This window comes from Nostoc sp. (genome assembly GCF_036917755.1).
Lineage (GTDB): Bacteria > Cyanobacteriota > Cyanobacteriia > Cyanobacteriales > Nostocaceae > Nostoc.
This window is the reverse complement of record NZ_JBALFC010000009.1, coordinates 33,234-52,826: the sequence shown is the minus strand read 5'-3', so window position 1 is coordinate 52,826 and position 19,593 is coordinate 33,234. Positions and strand designations below refer to the sequence as shown.

The window sequence follows — 19,593 nt, the reverse complement described above, 5'->3', positions numbered from 1 at the left end:
TCACATCTTATTACCCTGAACATGAATCTACCAATCAACTCATGAGCGAGAAACGAGAAAGAGCCGATAATGATTCCCCGTGGAAAGAAATCCTAGAAGCTTACTTCCCCCAAGCAATGCAATTTTTCTTTCCGCAAACAGCAGCACTAATTAATTGGGAACGTCCCCACGAGTTTCTTGATAAGGAATTTCAACAAATAGTCCGCGAAGCAGAACTTGGTAGAAGATATGCAGATAAATTGGTCAAAGTCTGGCAAATTCAAGGAGAGGAAATTTGGCTGTTGATTCATGTCGAAATTCAGGCAAAATCGGAAGATAATTTTGCTCAAAGGATGTTTTCCTACAACCTGCGAATTTTTGACAAATTTGCTAAACCAGCCATTAGCCTAGCAATTTTGTGCGATGCTGACTCGACTTGGAGACCAAATCAATACAGTTATAATTATCCCGATTGTGGTCTGCATTTTAGATTTGGAACCGTCAAACTGCTCGATTATCAAAATCGATGGACAGAGTTAGAAAAGAGCGATAATCCCTTTGCGACGGTGGTAATGGCACATTTGAAAACCCAGGAAACTACTAAACATCTGGGAGAAAGGAAAACGTGGAAATTTAGTTTAATTCGGCGATTGTATGAACAAGGACTGCAAGAAAGGGATATTCGTAGCCTCTATCGTTTTATCGATTGGGTTATGATTTTACCAAAAGGATTAGAAGCAGAATTTTGGCAGGAGTTTAAAGAATTCGAGCAGGAGCGTACCATGAGTTACATTACCACAGGCGAGCGCATTGGCTACGAGCGAGGGAAAGAGGAAGGACAACAGGAACAAGCACAAACACTTGTACTACGACTGCTACAAAAACGGGTAGGAGATTTACCACAACAGGTTCGAGAACAGATTCAGGGTCTTTCTCTAGAACAATTGGAAACACTGGGTGAGGCTTTGTTAGATTTTAGTGCGTTGGCGTAGCCCGTCGTAGACATCGCTGATTTACTCAACTGGCTACAAACTCATCAAACATTTAGCGCTCAGTCCTGAGTATTAGAGGCCAAAATTGTCTCTTACAGAGCAGTCAAAGTTACTCTATCTTAACTCCACTCATCGCTCATTACTTATAACTTTTAAAGTGGCTCAGGTCGGAGTTGAACCAACGACCCCAGGCTTATGAGTCCCGTGCTCTAACCAACTGAGCTACTGAGCCATGTTTTTCCAAATCATTAACTAATATAGCATACAAACTTGCTTAAGACTAGCCCCTTTTGCAATTTTGTTAAAACTTCCATCCCTGTTGAGGTCATAGAAAGCAAAAGAGGGAGGTGAACTCCCTCAACTAACAAGCCAATGATTTAGTTACAGACAGTCAATAATTACAAGCGATTTGGTAGGAAGGCTATTGGGTTAACAGCACCCTTGCCTGATGGATGAATTTCAAAGTGGCTGTGTGGCCCAGTGCTGTGACCGGTGCTACCCATTAAAGCAATTGTTTCTCCTTGATGCACTAGCTGACCAGGTCGCACCAGAATCTTGCTGTTATGACCATAGCGAGTCATGCTGCCATCGGGATGACGAATATCGACAAGGTTGCCGTAACCGCCATTGTTCCAGCCAGCTTTTTCTATCGTACCCTCTGCTGAGGCAACAACTGGCGTGCCTGTGGAGTTAGCAACGTCAATTCCCTTGTGCAATCTACCCCAGCGCCAACCATAACCAGAGGTGAGAGTACCCTTCGCCGGCCATGTGTAAGCTATAGATGAGCTAGATGGAGGGGGTATAGTTTCGTCAATTTGTCTGGGCAGATATTGATCCACTGCTGCCAAAGGTGGTATCCGCATCTGTGGAGAAACTGTACTTCCCCGCATCTTTCCTAAGGAGTCAGAGGCATTTACTCTTCCAGCAGGCGTTTTAACCCTTGTGCCAGATGGATTGCCAGATGGATTGTCCGAGGGAGTCCACTGACTAGCAGAGCCTAGATTGGGTAAGAAATCTGGGTTTACTGGCTCGTTAGCCGGCATAGTAGCATGGTATTGAGACTTAATTGGTTGAAAGCTATAGTTTCTAATCGGTGTAGGAACTGGAATTTGTATCGCTACACTATTCGGTCGAACTACAGACTTGGGTACAGTGAAATTATTGGGGCTAGAAGTAGGAGTGAGCATCGCAGCATTATTAGTTTCGCTAGCTGCTGCTGGCACAATTAAGTTCCCAGACTGTTGAGCGCGATATTTCTGCTGTAATCTTTGGATTTCCGCTTGTAAGCCCCGCAAACGGTCATTATTGTTATTGTTTACCCTTGCTATCCTATTTGTTGGTGTTTTAGGCTGTTGCATTTCTACAAAAGCTTGTGGCACTGGAATGTCACCACCGACACCATGAGAAGTAACAGCAGTGGGGGCTGTTTGGTCGTAGGTCGCACTATTTGCCTGAATCTGAAGAATTACCGGTGTAGGGGCGGCAACGCTACTGTTGTCAGCAATAGTTGGTGATTGTGAAGTAGGTAGATATGAGTTGGCACTACCAATGTTGACATTATGGGAGGTGGCAACATGAGGAGTATTGCTGGACTCTACAAAAGTGGGGTTACTTGCTACAGTTGCCTCAACTTGAGCAGTAGGAATAATCAGTTTTTGACTAATTTTCAGTTCATTTGGATTATTGAGGTTATTTGCCTTAACTAGTTGTGATACTGAAGTTTTGTATCTGCTGGCGATCGCTGCTAGTGTATCTCCAGGCTTAACTTGGTAGGCTGTATGAGTCGAGGACGCAATAACTGTTGGTTTGGCTGGTACAAGTGCAGTCGTCTGTGTCTTCTGTTTTAACCTCGATATCAGGTTCGCTTTGCTGGCATCCTCAGAAGTGTTCGACTGGGCTAATAGAGTCTTCTCAACCACAGTCGTCGGCTGCACCAACCCCATATCAGCTTGTGATAAATTTTTAGTCTCCCCAGACCGCAACTGCGCCAGACTCTTTCTTAAACGATTCGATTTTTCTTGTAAGCGATTCAGTGCGAACTCTTGTTGCGCCTTAAGTTGTGCATTTATTTCACTGTTGGCTGCGCCAGATGTTGCCACTGTTTGTGGCTGGGCAGTTAGTGATGCATTTATACTACCAACACCATCAGCACTATAGTCAGACAGATTATTGACTGTTGGGAAACTGGTTTCGGCTAAGGTATTGTTCAATCCCTGTGCCACTTTGGGCTTCAGGTAGGTAGAATTTTTATAACCTGGTGTTGCTTGAGAAAATGTGTTTGATGCCGGAACTTGCAAAGACATTCCATTTGCCGCAACTTGCCATTTAGCTTCAAGCCCAGGCACTTGTGAGACTGCGGTTGGTTCCACGATCACAGGATTTTCCGGCACGCTCGCTGATGAGACTGCTTGGGACTCCAGCTTTGTGGAGGCGAATTTCACCTCAGTGTCAGGAACAGCAGGAATCGTTGAGGTTGCCTTTTGGCTGCCTACAGGCACTGCTGCTTGGGCTTGATCGCTTTGTCGAGTCACCAAAAGGCTGGTTGCTCCCATAGAGATTGCCAAGCCAATCATCGCGGCTTTTGTTCGCACCCGGCGGTTAACTTTTGGATTCATCATATTTACCAGTTTTACCGGGGCACCATCATCGCTAGGGTTATTGTTCAACACAGCTTTTACTCTCTTTTTCAATGCTCGTTTCAAAGACGACCTCCTATGATCACTAGCGCTTAACTGATCTCGATTTTTCAGTTGGATACTAGTCAATGATTTAGATCACAACGAACGATAGATCAAGATCACATTCACCAGAGATGCTTACGCAAGATTAACCTGCTTCTCTGATTTAGACAAGTTCACCTGTTTTAGCAAAATTTAAAGTTTGCTGTGTTTACTTGTCCGAACCACTCCTAACACCACTTAGGACGTTTTACTCTTTACCATTGTCCGCGCTTGTCTTGCGTCAATCGCGGCGACTGGGCAAATAGTTTGCCAAGTCCATAGTCGCTGTTAAGAATTAAATTGCTGCGACTTCTGGAAAAGTTATATCCCCTGCTGTAGATATCTTCAAGATATTTCTACCCAATCCGTCTTCTCAACAGGAGACTTTAAGTTGATTATTCCCTAAAAAACAACCGTATGAAGCATTGGCTACTTTTGGGCTGCTTTCTGGCGTTCATTGAGCCAGAATAGCTCAAATGTATAACATGAAAGGATTTTAGTGCTTTTGTTCCCCCATTTAGGATGTTTCAATTTCATCAAAATCTATCATTCAAATTTGGGAATATCCCAAGTTTTATATACAGATTTCTTATAACAACCTTCCTATGCTTGTAAGTATCTTCCACTACAATTTGGTGATAAATCTAATTATATGTATTTTTTTTGACAATTTATTCCAGTAAAAATAAATTTTTTCTCTCCACAAATAACTTGTATAGTAGATTTTTGAAGATATTATAAGTATATTTACTTATGATTTTGGAGGTAAACAACTATTGTAAATAGCCTAACTGACGACGGGTTTCAAATAAGCCAATTGCCACACTCACTGACAGATTCAAGCTGCGAACCCCCGGTTGGCTCATGGGAATATACAGGGTAGCATCGCAATCTGACAAAATTGCTGGTGGTAAGCCCGTGGTTTCACTACCAAACAGCAGCCAATCATCAGGTTGAAACTGAAAGCTGACATAATTACAATTTCCACCAACCGTATAACCCAACCATCTGCCTCCACGCTCCTGATGTACGGTTTTAAAAGCTTCTAGCGATTCGTGATAGTGTAGTTTGACATAAGGCCAGTAATCCAAGCCGGCTCTTTTGAGGTAGCGATCGCTAATTTCAAATCCCAAAGGCCCCACCAAATGTAACTCTGTACCCGTAGCTGCACAAGTACGGGCAATATTACCTGTATTAGGGGGGATTTGTGGGTTAACTAAAACTACCTGAGGCATTGTCCGTATAATTTACGTATTGTATAAAACAAATTATTGTCAATGTTAAATCTACCAAAAGGTAGAGGCGATTCATAGCTTTTATTAATAATAATCAAGCGTCCTCTATCCATTAGATTTTTAAAACGAAGCACAAATCCTCCCAGAGGAATACCTGAGAGGATATTTGGTTAAAATCACGAAATATTAAGTTTTATGTAGAAAGAGTGGGGAGTGGGGAGTGGGGAGTGGGGAGTGGAGGATGAGGAGGATGAGGGAGATAAGGGGAATAACCCATGCCCAATACCCATGCCCAATGCCCAATGCCCAATGCCCAATGCCCAATGTCCAATGCGCCTGCGTCTTCAGTTAAGCCAGTAGAGACGAACACAATTTGTCTTCGAGTTCGATTTCGCGCTCTTGGGTGGCGACAATAGCCTGAGTGATGACGCGCTGGCTGTCAAAACCGACTGCGTGTAATTGCAACCACTGTTGAGCTTCATTGCCTTCGCGGAGGATTTTTTGCAAAGGGGAAAGGAAACAGCTAAAGCCTTGTTGTTTAGCGATCGCCCAAACATCTTGGTACATTTGGGAAATCCAATCTCTCGCTAGGATACTTCTGCCATCTTGCCAATGCCTCAATTTAGCATCAAGACTACTAACAGCAGCAGCAGCTTCGTTGTCAGCAGTCAGAGTGACAAGTTCTTCAGCAGAGAAGGTACTTTGGGTTAACGGATCAATGCTGGGATTTTCGATTATTTGCAACAAACGCGCTTCTAATAAGGCACTAATCGCTAGCAAGGCAATGGGATCTGTGACTAAATCGCATATTCGCAATTCTAGGCGATTCAAGTCGTAGGGGCGGCGATCGCCATTTGGTCGCACTGATGCCCATAAATGTCGTATATTTTGCATTGTTCCAGCAGCCAGTTGATCTTCCACCCACTGAATATGATCGGCGTGGCTGGCAAATAACGGTACATGACTAGGCGTTTGCGGAAAGAGTCCCCAACGGGTGGAGTGATAGCCAGTAGCTTTGCCATCCAGGAAGGGAGATGAGGCGCTGAGGGCGAGAAATAGAGGTGCTTCCATACGAATCACCCGACACGCCCGCATTAATACTTCTGGGTCGCTGATGCCGACATTGATATGTACGCTGGCGGTGACTACTTTCGTCCCGTAGGTGTTCTCAATGTAGTCATGATAAGAGTTTGCTGGATCGGAACGCAGAAAGCGATCGCCACCACCCAAAGAAAGAGTACTCCCCGGTATCAGGGTATAATTGCCCAAGCGATCGAGGTAGTTTCGCAACTCTCGCCGGGGACGCAGCAAGGCACACAATAAATTATCGTAATTAGGGGATGGTTGGGTTATGTATTCGACGTTGCGGCTATCTGGCTCCCGCATAAACCCATCCAAATCTGCAACAATTTTGTCGGAGAGACCGACGATTTCACCTTGAGGCGTGCCAGTGTATATCTCTATCTCAAAGCCTTTTAATAAAACCACCTTGTTCTCCTCGGCTCTCTCTGCCTATAAATTGTATCGAATAAGACGAATTTCTGTATCTATCTTTAAGTCAATCAAAGGTTAAGAATCATTTAATTGCCAACTCACGCGAAATCAGGACAACAGATTTCTGGGCTGTCTTCCGAAAAATCATTACTATTGAAGTATGAAAAATATCCTAATATGTGTTATTCACGGGACAGAATAAAATCATTGGGTGAATCACTCTCTTGGGCAATATTGAGACGTAAAAACTGCACCCATACATCATCACTAAGTAAGTTTAAAGCAGTTTGAGGATTGTTAATTGCGATCGCGCGGATAACTTTACGCCATCCCTGCTGTAATGACTCAACAAAAGCCTCTTCAATAGAAACTTGACTCAGCAACAAAAGTGCCGTTTTAAAACTTGCTGAATCAGCTTGTATATTCTTGGACTTTAACCCCTGAAGTGCTACATTCAACCACACAGGCAGAAGTTCCAGCCAATTGTTTTGCTGTATCTCTTTGAGTGCAATATCCTCCATACCTAGCGCACCCCACACACATAAAGACTCTACAGCTAGTTTATAATCGTGATTTTCTAGAGCATTTCGCCATAATTTTTGAGCGTGATTTTGGAAGCGATTAGCGAGAAATTCATAAGCTTCCTGAACTTGATGCAAAATTGTAACTTTATAAACTGACTCGCCTCGTGGTAGATAGTCGCCGCGATAGGATAACCAGTTATGAGATCCACAAAGATGGATTTCCTGATCAACTATTACTTCTTTAACATGGGAATCTCCCAACCAAAAAACCTGTACAGATGGTAAACCATCAGGGGTTTTTATCGCTCGAAGTTTTTTCTCTACTTCTGGTGGAATTGGTTTATCTTCATCTTCTTCTCGCCGCGAAATTCCATGTCCAATTAAAATCCAAACTCCGCGATTAGCTAATTTCTGTAACAGAGTTATAAATTTTTCATTTACAACTGCCTGATTCACCCAAGGAGAATAGATTAGAATCTGACGTTTAGCCGAATTTAAAACTTCTGAAAAAGCTTGGCTAATTTGTCCATCGCGTAACTGTATAGCTTCACCTACCACCGTAGAATTATCTAGTTTTTTATCAGCTTTTGTAGCATTTTCTAGCGCCTTTTTGCGAAGATTTTCGAGTCTAGCTTCTATTTCAGTATTTTTTTGCTTGAGAATGGCTTCACGTTCAAAATTGATGGTTTCGGTTGACAATTTACATAATGCTTGCAAAGATATTTTCCTTTCAGCGTGTAGCACTTCTAACCAATTTGATGCTGACTCTAAAATTTGCTTTCCATTTCTTATTTGAATATTCAATTTATCTTCAAGTGCATCGAAGATAATGAAAAGCGATATCTTTTTCCAAATTTTTTCAGTCGAAGCTATTACCTTATAGGAAGTGATAATTTTTCCCTCTTCTGGCAGATGAAGCGCTAAACCTGAAGCTTGAATACTTTTTTGTATTTCCTCAAGCGGTAAGGAAGCAATATCAGCAATTGTATTATCAATAGTTATAAAATCTTCCAAATCTGGCAAATTTATCACAGTCTCATTTAAGGGTTCAGATTGAAAGGTGATTTTGTCGCTTAAAGGGTCTGTAATAGCATTAAGCTGTATAGGATATGGCGGCTGTGGTACAGACCCTTTCTCATAAAATGAGCGACCTTCAGGAGTAACTGTTAGTGGCGATGTTGGTGATAGAGTTTGTAAGGAACGAAGAGTTGTAGTAGTAGTTTTAATAAATATAGAATCAAGCCCAAGTACAGACGCTAATTCATCTTCTGTTGGCGGAGGTTGAAATTCAATAGCAGCGCGGATGATAAATTCTTCGAGTACGTTAAACTGGCGCGGTTCCTTGATATTTATTTCTACAGGAGTTTGACGCAAACTATAGCGGAATTGACGCGCTGCTAAAACTGATAAGCTAGGACTTTGTGCTTCTATTTCGTCTACCAGTTTTTTGAGATTGTCATCAATCGGTTTAAGAGAAGAGGCGAGAAACATCAACGAAACCTCCATGTAGACGCACGATGTTTGAAACATTGGAGTACATACTCCCGACTTGTCCACGCTGCTGAGTAAATAGCGAATGACAACCCACAATTACTAGTAGTTCTTGAGCGCGGGAAAAAGCAACGTTAACTCGTTCTGGTTTCTTGGCAAATCCCACATCTCCTCTACTATTATTGCGAACCATACTCACAATTACAACAGGTCGTTCCATACCTTGAAATTGGTCTACAGTACCAGTGGTGATTTGCAGCGAGGGGAAATCTTTAGATTGCAGGCGTTCATCAATTTTTCTGAGTTGAGCGCCATAAAAAGTAATCACGGCTATTTCTTTTTTTGGTTCACCATTAGCAACTCTAGAAGCCCAAGTACTCTCAAATTGCTTACATAGATATTCAATCGCATTAATTTCTGGAATATTAAAAAATGAAGTTCCTGTCGTTTCTTCTTGAAACTCATTACCTCCAGGCGTTTTTACCCAAATAAGATGGTGAGATTCTTTGATGATTTCGCCTGCTAAATTATGTGCGCGTTTTATATCCGGCTCCAAAATACCACATTCTAGTTTACCATCATAAAACTGATTGATTGCTCCCATAATTATGGGGTGCATTCGATATTGAATATTTAACATTTGTTTGATGCTATCCTTAGCACTTTCAAACTGAATTTTAAAGAGTGATTCTTGCAATAATTGTAATTCTGTATTTGTGCTGCCAATCTCTTGAGAAACTTCCTCTAAAGTCTTCGTGTCAAGCATGGGTGGTAATTGTCGATGGTCGCCAACCATGATTAACTTTTTACCTTTTAAGGCAGGGATTAATAACTCTGGAGGAGTACATTTACTAACTTCATCAATAATGACAACATCAAAGTATTTGAATTCTTCAGAAAAACTTCTATTTGCAGCTTGAACACAGGTGATACCAACGACGTTGGCATTATTTAGATAAATCCGCCTTAAATCGTTGCGACCGCTTTCCGTTGGCTGTCTTAATTTTCCTATCCAATCTTGAACAAAGTGCTGATATCGATTAAGATAAAATTCTTCAGTTTGGAGTTGCTGTTGCCAATATTCAAACTTTGCCTTGATAGTGCGTAAAAAGTCCAAATTAAACAAGTCTGTCGAATCAACTTCAGGCTTGAATTTACCAGGAATTGCTTCCCAAATTGACTGCCACCAAGTTCGCTCAGTTGATATATATTCTAATTGCTGCCGTAAATGCTCAACAATTTTCTCTATTTGACTTTGAGTTTCTATAAATTGGCTTTTGTAGGTTTCTGTTGTTTTCTGCAAGCTAGTAATGCGAACTATGAGCAAGTCTTTGCTAGTAGAAAGTGTAGCAAAAGGATCGATTCAAGAAATCAAAGTATCAAGTTGTTTTGTACAATTTACCCAGTGGCGTATTTTTGCTGTAAATCGTGGTGTCTCAGTCAGAATATTTGAAGGATTATCGAGGTATTGTTGCACTAAAAGCCTTAATTCACTGGGTAAGTATGGGAAGGGGAAAAGTTCTTGTAAGAGTGCGATCGCTCTTTTAAGTTTTAAGTCAGCCCCACTACAAGAAGTTTCTAGCTGCTCTTGATTAGCAGATATTTTTTGCTGCTCATTAACCGCCAACCTCATCTCTTCATTTAATTGAACCTCAAGCTTGTTTTGCTCATTTTCTGTTTCAGTCTGTAGTTGCTTTAGCCATCTACGCGCACTCGTAACTATGCCGTTGACCAGTTCTGCGGTAATTTGAGAGATAGCCGATTCACTCTCAACAGGTTGAACTCTTTGACGTATAATCTGGGCTTGTCTTTTAATAGCCTTAAGAGTTACCGCCGCACCATAACGGCGGCTATATGGACGTAACTTTTGAGCTATAAAATCCAAACTTTTCTGCTTGAGAGCAACCGCAAGCACCCATTCAATAATCCGACCCCAGACCCCTAGTGGTTTCTCAATGTTATCAATGCTATGTTGTGCTAGTTGCTTCAGGTTTATAAGGGATTCCATAGGATCTAGCGCTTTACTAAAGCTGACTTGGGAAATAGCAGCTTTATTGATTGAGTGATTACCTAGTAGATTTCGCCCCCGCACGAGTAAATTGTTTATCTCAATAATCCGACTCCATACGCTATCCCGTTCATGGTATTTCTGAATTAACTTATTAACTTTTACCCGACACCGATCAAGACTTTGTTGCCAGGGTAGATATTGATCTGCGATCGTCATGCTTCGTAATCTTGAAGGTAATGAGATTAAGTCAACTGTAAAGTCTTGACGATTTTGTAAGCACTGTATCAATACATTTACAATATCTAAATTAGCTGTAGATAGCCATATATCAAGGTCATTGATTGCTAAACTGACCTCAGATTCACGGTTATGTAAATTCCTAATTCTTTGGTGCAAACTTTGCTGGTTTGCAAGCAATTGTTGGTGATTTGATTTTAGGCGAGCAAGAAATTCTGAATTTTGTGTGTAACTTTGTGCAGCTAACTCCGCTTCGGTCATTGCTATAGCTATATTACTAGCGTAGGCTAATGCTGTGCGAACTTCAGTAATCCAAGAAGCTACAGTGTTCTGCAACCAACCAGCTAAACCAAATAAGCCGTGATTTGGTTTAACCATACCAAGTTCAGAAGCCAAATTAATTGCTAACTGAAGATTTGCAGCAAAGTTTCGCAAGGAAGCGTCTGTAGATGTGTATTTGTTCAGACCAGCCCACAAATTAAGAAGTGCTGGATCTTGCCAATCTATTGAAGGTGCTTGATTCAGCAACTCCTCCAAAGCAGTTTTCAGAGATTCGACCTCACCCAGTTGAGATGTAGCTTGATTGTATTCATTTTTTTGGGTCGTACAAGCTGACTCTAAATTTGCTTTACGTGTCTGTAATAAATTCTGCTCTCCCTTAAATACCTCTTCTACTTTCAGGTATGTTGTGAATCGTTGTGATGCTGCCAACAATTGCTGTAAAACTCTTACATTATCGAGGCGTTGGGCAAGATTTTTTTCGCAGTCAGTAGCAGTATTTTCTAACCATGTGCCAATCACTCGATCTTCTAGAAATGGCTGTCCTTGTACCCCAACTCTTTCGGCGTTTCCCTTTCGCACAGCCCGGATTTTGGAGTAAAGTCAAACCCTGCCATGAGCAGGTAAAGTTCTAACAATGCGGCAATTCTCTTTTTAACAGTTTCGTGGGGTTCTCCAGGCATTCTTCGGATCTCCAAAACACCATCCAGAAAAGACAGGCGATATCCTGGACGGTCTAATAACTGCTCAACTGCTTTGAATTCTCTCCAAGTCAGTCCTTCAAACAAAAGGGGTGATTCTTTTGTGGGTGTAGCGATCGCTGCTGGGGTCATAAAAGTCTCCAGTCTGTTTCTAAATGAGAAATAATCAGTTTTGGAGGGCAGTTTGTTAATTGTAACTTCTTTATAGGAGCTTAAAAATTATTTTTTTCTCATCTTTTTATATTTGCTGTTTCTCACCTAAGCCTTTAATTAACAACAAAACCACTTTTCAAATGATTCGAGAAACATCAACGAAACCTCCATGAAGACTGACAATATTTGAAACTTCCGAATACATACTTCCGACCTTACCTGATTGATGAGTAAATAAATTATGACAACCCACAATTATCAGTAGTTCTTGAGCGCGAGAAAATGCAACATTTACCCGTTCTGGTTTCTTAGCAAATCCCACATCTCCTTTACTATTGTTGCGAACCATACTAACGATTACAACAGGTCTTTCCATACCTTGAAATCGGTCTACTGTACCAGTACGAATTTCTAGCGAAGGGAAAAGTTCAGATTGCAGGCGCTCATCAATTTTCCTTAATTGAGCGCCATAAAATGTAATTACGGCAATTTCTTTTTTTGGTTCACCATTAGCAACTTTAGAAGCCCAAATATTATCGAACTGCTGACACAGACGTTCTATCGCATCAATTTCTGGAGTATTAAAGTAAGAAGTTCCATTTCTTTGCTCTAAAAACTGATTTTCGATAGGCGTTTTTACCCAGATAAGATGCTGAGATTCTTGGATAATTTCGCCTGCTAGATGATGTGCGCGTTTTATATCTGGCTCCAAAATACCAGATTCTAGTTTACCATCATAAAACTGATTGATTGCACCCATAATAAATGGGTGCATTCGATATTGTGTAGTTAGCATTTGTTTGATGCTTTCATCAGCAGATTCAAACTGACTTTTAAATAGTGATTCTTCTAAGAATTGTAGTTCTTCTCTTGTATTACCAATTGTTTGAGCAACTTCTTCTAAAGTGCTAGTATCAAGCATAGGTGGTAATTGCCGATGATCGCCTACCATCACTAACTTTTTGCCTTTCAATGCTGGGATTAGTAACTCTGGTGGAGTACACTTACTAACTTCATCAATGATGACGACATCAAAAGATTTGAATTCTTCCGAAAAACCTCTATTTGCAGCTTGAACACAGGTGATACCGACGACGTTGGCATTATCTAAATAAATGTGTCTTAAATCATCGCGGTCGCCTTCAGTTGGATTTCTTAATTTTCCTATCCAATCTTGAACGAAATTCTGATATTTATTGAGATAATTTTCTTCTTTTTCGAGTTGCTTTTGCCAAAATTCAAACTGAATATGAAGACCGCGCAATAACTCTATATTAAATAAGTCAGCAGCAAAATTTTCTGGTTTAAATTTATCCGGTATTGTTTGCCATTCCGTCAACCACCAAGTTCTTTCTACTATTAAGTTTTGTGATGGCTGTGGTTGTGATTTCTGTTCTATTTCGCGGAGATTAATTTGTAATTTCTGAAGCTCCTGTAAGGAAATTTCAGTTTCTTGTTTTAGTTTTAATAAATGCTCCTGTAGAGAATTTTTAATTATCCCCAACACAGCAAAAGGTTCTAATGATGAAATTAAGGTTTCAAGTTGAGTGATGCAAGTTTCCCAATGATTCACTTGCTTTAAGAATTCTTGGGGCTGCTCCCAAATATTCGATTGTGTTGCGAGATATTTTTCACTTATAATGCGTAATTGAGCAGGTATATTTGGCTGTTGGTTAAGTTCTTGTAAGATATTAATAACTCGTCCCAGTTGCAAATTAGCGTCTTGTTCTGCTTTTTCTACCTCAGCTTGAGTAATAGATATTTGCTGTTGGCTGATTTCATTTTTCTGAAGATCATTTAATAGTCGTTGCAGATGCTGAAGCTGTTGTTCAGTTTCCGTTTTAACCTTTAAAACGCATTGACGTGCATTTGCAAGGATAGTATCTAGTAATTCTTGTGTAATCTGGGTGAGAGTAGAGTCGATGTTATTCCATTCCCATGATGCACCATAAGTTCGTTGCATTCTAATTAAAAAAACCTGGGTATTCTCAACTAGTAATTTTCGCTGTTTGGGGTTGAGTAGCTGATAATTGTTAAACTGTTGATAGGTTTCTTGCCATTGCGTGCGATCGCTCTTTGATAGCACCATTGGAATCTGACTAAAATTTTGTTGTAAAAAATAGCTAAAATTATGCTGTTTCCCCCGCCTATCAGTAAAACCTCCGTCTATTTCATAAGCGATCGCCTTTGCTAATACTTCCCATTCTGGTAGGTTAATTTTATATATCTTTGGTACAATTGTTAATTTTAATGTATTGGCAAACATCAACAAACCTAGTGGTAAATCTACTAAATTATCTGTTAGTGGTAAACCGGATTGCTGACAATCTTTCAAAGTTTGATACAGATGAGAAGGTGCTGTAGATTTCCATTCCTTAACTGCTGAGATAATATAATCTATTTCTCGTTTGCGGTTTTCCCATATCTGGATTGTTTGCTGTAGGTTTTGCAGTTTGGTAAGATATTGCTGATAATCTGGTTGTAGCTGATTTAACGAGGCGAAATTTTGTTTAACAACTTCCACTGATGCTGCAACTTCTAAGATTGCTTCACTTGCATTTTGAGCATAAGTAAAAGCGGTTTTAAATTCAGAAATTTCTGTTGCTATAGTTTCACGTAACCAAACCGCTAAACCAAAAGCACCAATCGCCGGACGGACAAATCCAAGTTCATCAGTATATTTGATGGCTTGACGAACGTTTACTAAAAATTTTTCTATTAAACTGTTACCTTCTGTGTAGGGCTTAAGAAGTGGCAAAAAATCTGTAACTTCTGGAGCTTCCCAGTTGAGATTTTGTGCAGGATTTAGAATGTTTTCTAGACCTGCAATTAAAGATTCAACTTCATTCTGTTTTCCTACAGTTTCGTCGTAATATTTTTCTTGCGCTTTAAAGTTTCCCTCTAGTTTTACCTTACTTTTATGGAATTTACTTTGTTGGTGATTGAATTCTTCTTCGGCTTGAAAGTAGGCTGTAAATCTTGATGATGATGCGAGTAATTGACTGAAAATTTGGATATTTTCGAGCCGTTTCGTAATATTGTTTCCGCAGTCATTTGCTGTATTTTCTAGCCATCTGCCAATCACTTGATCTTCTAAAAATGGCTGTCCCTCCTCTCCAACTTTCTCGGCTCTCCCCTTGCGTACAGCCCGAATCACTGGGTTGTGGACTAATCGACTTAGGGCGTTATCTACTGCTAAATTGGCTTGAGATGCAATTAGAGTGCGGCCACCGCGAAGCGCAATTTGATAGCAAATCTCCGCAATTACGGTAGTTTTACCAGTACCCGGTGGCCCTTGGATCAGAACAAGATCCTTGGCGGCAAGTACTTTTTCTACTGCTGCTTTCTGACCAGGATTAGCAGAAGATAATAATAAATCTTCTGATTGAAGTTCGATAGTTGTTTTGATTTGTCTAGCCTGAGAAGCATCGAATAAAAAATTACCCAAGTAGGGGTTTTGGGTGTAACCATTATTCAAATCATCTAAAGCTTTTTTCTTGCGCTGAATCTGCTGAATATCACCAACTGCCTCGAAACATAAGAATCCGGTAGCTGGTAATTGATAACGCTCTGCTGCCATATATTCAGCTAAGTCGCGTTCTAATCTCAGGCTGATAATACAACGGTTGGGGTCAACATCTTCAACAGTCCCTAATTGACGACCGGTAATCCAATTTTTGCCGACGGGAGCAGTTTCAAAAAGCTTCAAATCTTCGTTTTTTGTGCGTCTTGCTCGTTCCCAAAAGTTTTCTACGTCGAGGGAATTTTGATAAAAGCCGTCAAGGGTGGCTGAGGCTACATCAATTTCAAAACTAATCCGTCTTTTGAAGTTATAGTTATGACTTACATAACGCACGCAAAATTGACGCGCTTTAGCGATTTTTTCTTCAATTTGCAAAAACGCTTTCCAAGCTTTAAGCTGATCTTCTGTAGGCACATGGTCGCCACAAACTGGCGCGGCGGCGATGCGTTTCAATGTCGTTGGCGGAATATCGAGATGATGCTGATGATTAGGTAGCAAACGTAAGCGACAAGGAACAGCATAACTATCAGCGTGTCCCCGTGAGGGTTGTAACAACTGAGCCGACAGTATTTTTAAACCACCGCGTCCATCTTTTTGTACAGCCGCTCTAAATCCTAATGTTTTTCTGAGCTTATCAAGTCTTGCGGGTAACTGAAAATCATCGCTGTCTGTTGCGATTGTTAAATCCCAAATTTCTTCTCTTGCTTCTTTCCCCGCACCTTTGCGACGCACATAAAATAGAGAAGGCTTTTTCCCGACACATTCCAACATTAACTCATTGGCGCGATCGCGGCGCTCCCGAAATTCGGGATATGCTTCTAGGGCAGTTTTGCCTTCAAGATGACGGATAAAACTATCAATTGCTGAAGAGATAAACATATAGCCCCAATCTTCAGAGCTTGTCTTAATTTTAGAGGATTTTGCTGTTAGTTTATTTACCGCTACACGAATGCGTTCTGCATCGGATTCTGAGATTGTACTGGTATGACTTTTAACTGCAATTTTCAGTTTTTCGCAAATTACTAATAGCTTCTTGCTATCCAAATTCAATTCTTTTGCTAGTTCGTAGATTCTGAGTTTGCCGTTGTTCATCCAATGTTGCCTTTGCCGACAAAGTTTTGCTATTTCGGAAAATCAAATTACAGATGAAACAGATAATTCATCTGTGGTTCCAAATCAGGATTTTTGCAAGAAGTCATATTGCATCAAAGTTTGTACTGCTGATAAACGTCACTAGCGGCGCGATGCAGCAGAGAATGCCGCCAAACTAAAGATTTCATATCATCAGCATAACCGCCGCCAATGACGCAAGCGACAGGATAACCGCTACTCATACAAGTACTCAAAACCTGCATTTCCCGGCGAAAAATGCCAGCATCAGTTAAAGCTAATTTTCCCAAGCGATCGCCTATATGAGGGTCAACACCAGCATCATAAAATACTAAATCTGGCTTGACTTTAGATAATAAATCTGCTAGGTAATTCGCTAAAGTTTGTAAATAAGCGTCATCCTCCATTCCCACTGGCAAAGCAACATCCAAATCGCTGTTTTGTTTAGTACCGGGGAAATTGACTTCGCAATGCATGGAGAAAGTAAAAACACTGTCGTCATCCTGGAAGATAAAAGCGGTGCCGTCTCCTTGATGAACATCCAAATCCACAATTAGGATTTTTTGGACAAGTCCAAGTTTTTGTAAAACGCGACAGGCGATCGCTAAATCGTTGAAAATACAAAAACCAGACCCATAACTAGGAAAGGCATGATGAGTTCCACCAGCTGTATTACAGGCTAAACCCTGACTTAGTGCCAGTTTAGCAGTAAGTATTGTACCACCTACCGCTACACAAGTACGATTCGCTAATGCTGGACTCCAAGGCAAACCAATGCGTCGCTGTGCTTTGGCATCTAGGGTTCCTTCACAATAAGCTTGAACATAGCTTGGAGTGTGGACTAACTCTATCAATTCTGGCGGTGGACGTTCCGGGGTGTGAAATTGTTCTTGATTAGCCACACCATCAGCTAACAGCAATTCGTAGAGTTGTCGGAACTTAGACATCGGGAAGCGATGCCCTTCAGGTAGGGGAGCAATGTAATCTGGGTGGTAAATAATTGGCAAGTCCATAAGGAAAGAAAATCTCAAGCAATCTGATAATTAACAAGCTAAAATTTAGCCATAATCACAGCAAAAATGCTGCTCTCCTAAATCTAAAATTCCAAATTTAAAATTGATATGATGGAATGGATTCCGCCGATTGCGTTTATTCTAGCTGGCTTCCTGGCTGGAATAATTGGTGAAAAAGTTATCTTCAAAAAACTGGAAACATTCGTTAATAATAAACGAATTGCCGGGGGTGATATTATATTTTATTCCCTGCATCGCATGACATTTATTTGGTTTGTCATTGGCGGTTTTTTTTGGGCAATTCTGAGTTCTCCCCTCAAACCAGATATTGCGATCGTACTGCAAAAAATTCTGATGATGGCATTGCTGTATTCAGTGACGTTAGTCTTAGCCAAATTGACTGCCGGTTTTGTTAATTTATTTATTCGCAGAGCCGAAGGAGTTCCCACATCACTAATTTCTAACCTTGCTAAGATTACTGTTTTAGTTTTGGGAACATTAATCATATTGCAAACGGTAGGTGTTGAAATTACGCCGATAATCACAACTTTAGGTATTGGTGGTTTAGCAGTTGGTTTGGCACTCCAAGACACACTTGCAAATTTGTTTTCGGGTTTTTACTTAATTATTTCTAAGCAAGTTAGAACCGGAGACTATCTGAAATTAGATGCTGGGCATGAGGGATATGTCATAGATATTACTTGGCGCAATACGACAATTAAAGAAATTTCAAATAATGTAGTCGTTGTTCCCAATTCTAAGTTGTCTTCTGCAATTTTCACAAACTATCATTTACCAGCAAAGGAAATTACTTTAACAATCGATGTGGGTGTAAGTTATGATAGCGATTTGGAAGAAGTTGAAAAAGTGACTGTAGAAGTAGCCAAAGAGGTCATGCAAGAAATTGCACCGGAATTAAAAGAAAGTGAACCATATATCAGATTTCATACTTTTAATGATTTTAGTATAGATTTTACGCTTTATATGCGCGTCAGTGAATACTTTGATCAGCGTATTGGTAAACATCTATTTGTCAAAAAATTACACAAACGCTATCAGCAAGCAGGAATTCAAATTCCTTTTCCGATTAGAGAAGTGTATATGCAAGATAATTGATAAAGCCCCGGCGACTGGAAGTCGCGGCTATACAGACAAAACCCTTGATTTTTCTCTTAGTCCACGGAGGTGGACTTCGTTTGTATAGCCAAGCCAGTGCGGTCTTGGGGGTTTCCCCCATGAGCAACTGGCGTGCGATTTCTAATCGCCAGGGCTATGTGCAAGATGTGAGCTAACTTAGATTGCTAATGCTCGTTTTTCTAATCGTAGTTCAAAGCGATCGCCTGGTTTCGGCTCAAGTACCTGCGTTGAAAGATTGTTTTTCTCAAGTAACGAACGAAATTCTTCAGCACTTCCTTTACTCTCAAGGAATTTGGTGATCAATCCTTCAAACACCACATCTCCTCCGGCAGCTGTAGGTAGTATTACTTGAGGTTTTAACCACCTTACCACTTCCAAAGCGCTATTTCCTCCTTTGATAAAAGGCCCAACCAAAGGCAGGGTTAAGTCAACAAACGGTGTAATCACCACATCAACTGGTCCAGCTTGCTTAACTTTTGGGGAATGATACCCGTGAGGCTCGTAGTATACGGTTAAACCACTCTCCAATTCTTTGAGGAGATAACTATTTTCCACTAAAGTGGGGCCAATTGGAGAGCCGGGGAAAGCTTTAATTTCAACTTGATTATTTAAAGTGAAAGTTTCACCATGAGCCAATACTGTTACCTGGGTGTAACCTAACTGCTGTACTACCTTGGCAGCATTGGGAGAAGCTACAACTTTGATGCTGTGATCCAGCAGCTTGAGCGTTGGTGGGTGAGTATGGTCTTCTAAACCCTGAGACAGCAGGAGCAAATCAATATTATCTGGTATTGGGCGATTTTGCGATCGCGAACCTTTAAACAACCAATCCAAATTGCTGAAAATTAACGAACCAACTAGCCAAGGGTCAATTAATATTCGTTTCCCGCCGATTTCCAGTAACCAACTATTGCTGTCTAACCAAGTTAAGAACATAAACTTATGTGAAGATAACGCCTACCTTCATTATCAAGCGTATACGACTAGAGTTACC

13 protein-coding genes and 1 tRNA gene are annotated in these 19,593 nt (G+C 40.7%); 3 read left to right on the top strand and 11 right to left on the bottom strand.

Going from position 1 to position 19,593, the window contains the following annotated elements:
- Positions 1-41: 41 nt before the first annotated feature.
- Positions 42-971, top strand: coding sequence for a DUF4351 domain-containing protein (locus tag V7L05_RS02500; protein WP_335161494.1), 930 nt, complete (start codon positions 42-44; stop codon positions 969-971).
- Between the two features lie 158 nt (positions 972-1,129).
- Here V7L05_RS02500 and V7L05_RS02495 read toward each other — a convergent pair.
- From V7L05_RS02495 to V7L05_RS02485, 3 genes are all read right to left on the bottom strand, one after another.
- A tRNA-Met gene (locus tag V7L05_RS02495) sits at positions 1,130-1,203 on the bottom strand.
- A 166-nt stretch (positions 1,204-1,369) separates the two neighbouring features.
- The gene (locus V7L05_RS02490) at positions 1,370-3,673 is read right to left on the bottom strand and encodes a peptidoglycan DD-metalloendopeptidase family protein (protein ID WP_335161492.1); all 2,304 of its coding nucleotides are present in this window, start codon (positions 3,671-3,673) and stop codon (positions 1,370-1,372) included.
- A 791-nt stretch (positions 3,674-4,464) separates the two neighbouring features.
- Complete coding sequence (locus V7L05_RS02485) at positions 4,465-4,926, bottom strand: tRNA (cytidine(34)-2'-O)-methyltransferase (RefSeq protein ID WP_335161490.1); 462 nt, start codon at positions 4,924-4,926, stop codon at positions 4,465-4,467.
- A gap of 213 nt (positions 4,927-5,139) precedes the next feature.
- Here V7L05_RS02485 and V7L05_RS02480 point away from each other — a divergent pair, with 213 nt between their 5' ends.
- Entirely contained in the window at positions 5,140-5,286 is a 147-nt protein-coding gene (locus tag V7L05_RS02480; protein WP_335161488.1) for a hypothetical protein, read from the top strand.
- Here V7L05_RS02480 and gshA read toward each other — a convergent pair.
- The 7 genes from gshA to V7L05_RS02445 form a co-directional block, all read right to left on the bottom strand.
- A complete protein-coding gene (gene gshA / locus V7L05_RS02475; RefSeq protein ID WP_335161486.1) occupies positions 5,275-6,414 on the bottom strand; it encodes a glutamate--cysteine ligase in 1,140 nt (379 codons plus the stop codon). The two genes, V7L05_RS02480 and gshA, sit on opposite strands and share 12 nt — an antisense overlap.
- 188 nt (positions 6,415-6,602) lie before the next feature.
- Complete coding sequence (locus V7L05_RS02470; RefSeq protein WP_335161484.1) at positions 6,603-8,435, bottom strand: hypothetical protein; 1,833 nt, start codon at positions 8,433-8,435, stop codon at positions 6,603-6,605.
- Positions 8,413-9,762 carry a DEAD/DEAH box helicase gene (locus V7L05_RS02465; protein ID WP_335161482.1) on the bottom strand — a complete coding sequence of 450 codons (1,350 nt, stop codon included), beginning with the start codon at positions 9,760-9,762 and terminating at the stop codon, positions 8,413-8,415. Before V7L05_RS02465 ends, V7L05_RS02470 begins: the two co-directional genes overlap by 23 nt.
- 36 nt (positions 9,763-9,798) lie before the next feature.
- The gene (locus V7L05_RS02460; protein WP_335161480.1) at positions 9,799-11,544 is read right to left on the bottom strand and encodes a hypothetical protein; all 1,746 of its coding nucleotides are present in this window, start codon (positions 11,542-11,544) and stop codon (positions 9,799-9,801) included.
- On the bottom strand, positions 11,493-11,795 hold the full coding sequence (locus V7L05_RS02455; protein ID WP_335161478.1) for a hypothetical protein: 303 nt from the start codon (positions 11,793-11,795) through the stop codon (positions 11,493-11,495). The genes V7L05_RS02460 and V7L05_RS02455 overlap by 52 nt, the downstream gene beginning before the upstream one ends.
- A 157-nt stretch (positions 11,796-11,952) precedes the next feature.
- The gene (locus V7L05_RS02450) at positions 11,953-16,431 is read right to left on the bottom strand and encodes a translation initiation factor IF-2 N-terminal domain-containing protein (protein WP_335161476.1); all 4,479 of its coding nucleotides are present in this window, start codon (positions 16,429-16,431) and stop codon (positions 11,953-11,955) included.
- Between the two features lie 113 nt (positions 16,432-16,544).
- A complete protein-coding gene (locus tag V7L05_RS02445) occupies positions 16,545-17,462 on the bottom strand; it encodes a histone deacetylase family protein (RefSeq protein ID WP_335161474.1) in 918 nt (305 codons plus the stop codon).
- A 108-nt stretch (positions 17,463-17,570) separates the two neighbouring features.
- On the opposite strand from V7L05_RS02445, the gene V7L05_RS02440 reads away from it, so the two are divergent.
- Positions 17,571-18,578, top strand: a complete 1,008-nt coding sequence (locus V7L05_RS02440; protein ID WP_335161472.1) for a mechanosensitive ion channel family protein — start codon at positions 17,571-17,573, stop codon at positions 18,576-18,578.
- 177 nt (positions 18,579-18,755) lie between these two features.
- Here V7L05_RS02440 and V7L05_RS02435 read toward each other — a convergent pair whose 3' ends face one another.
- Positions 18,756-19,535 (bottom strand): MBL fold metallo-hydrolase, encoded by a 780-nt coding sequence (locus V7L05_RS02435; protein ID WP_335161470.1) that lies wholly within the window; start codon positions 19,533-19,535, stop codon positions 18,756-18,758.
- Between the last annotated feature and the right edge of the window lie 58 nt (positions 19,536-19,593).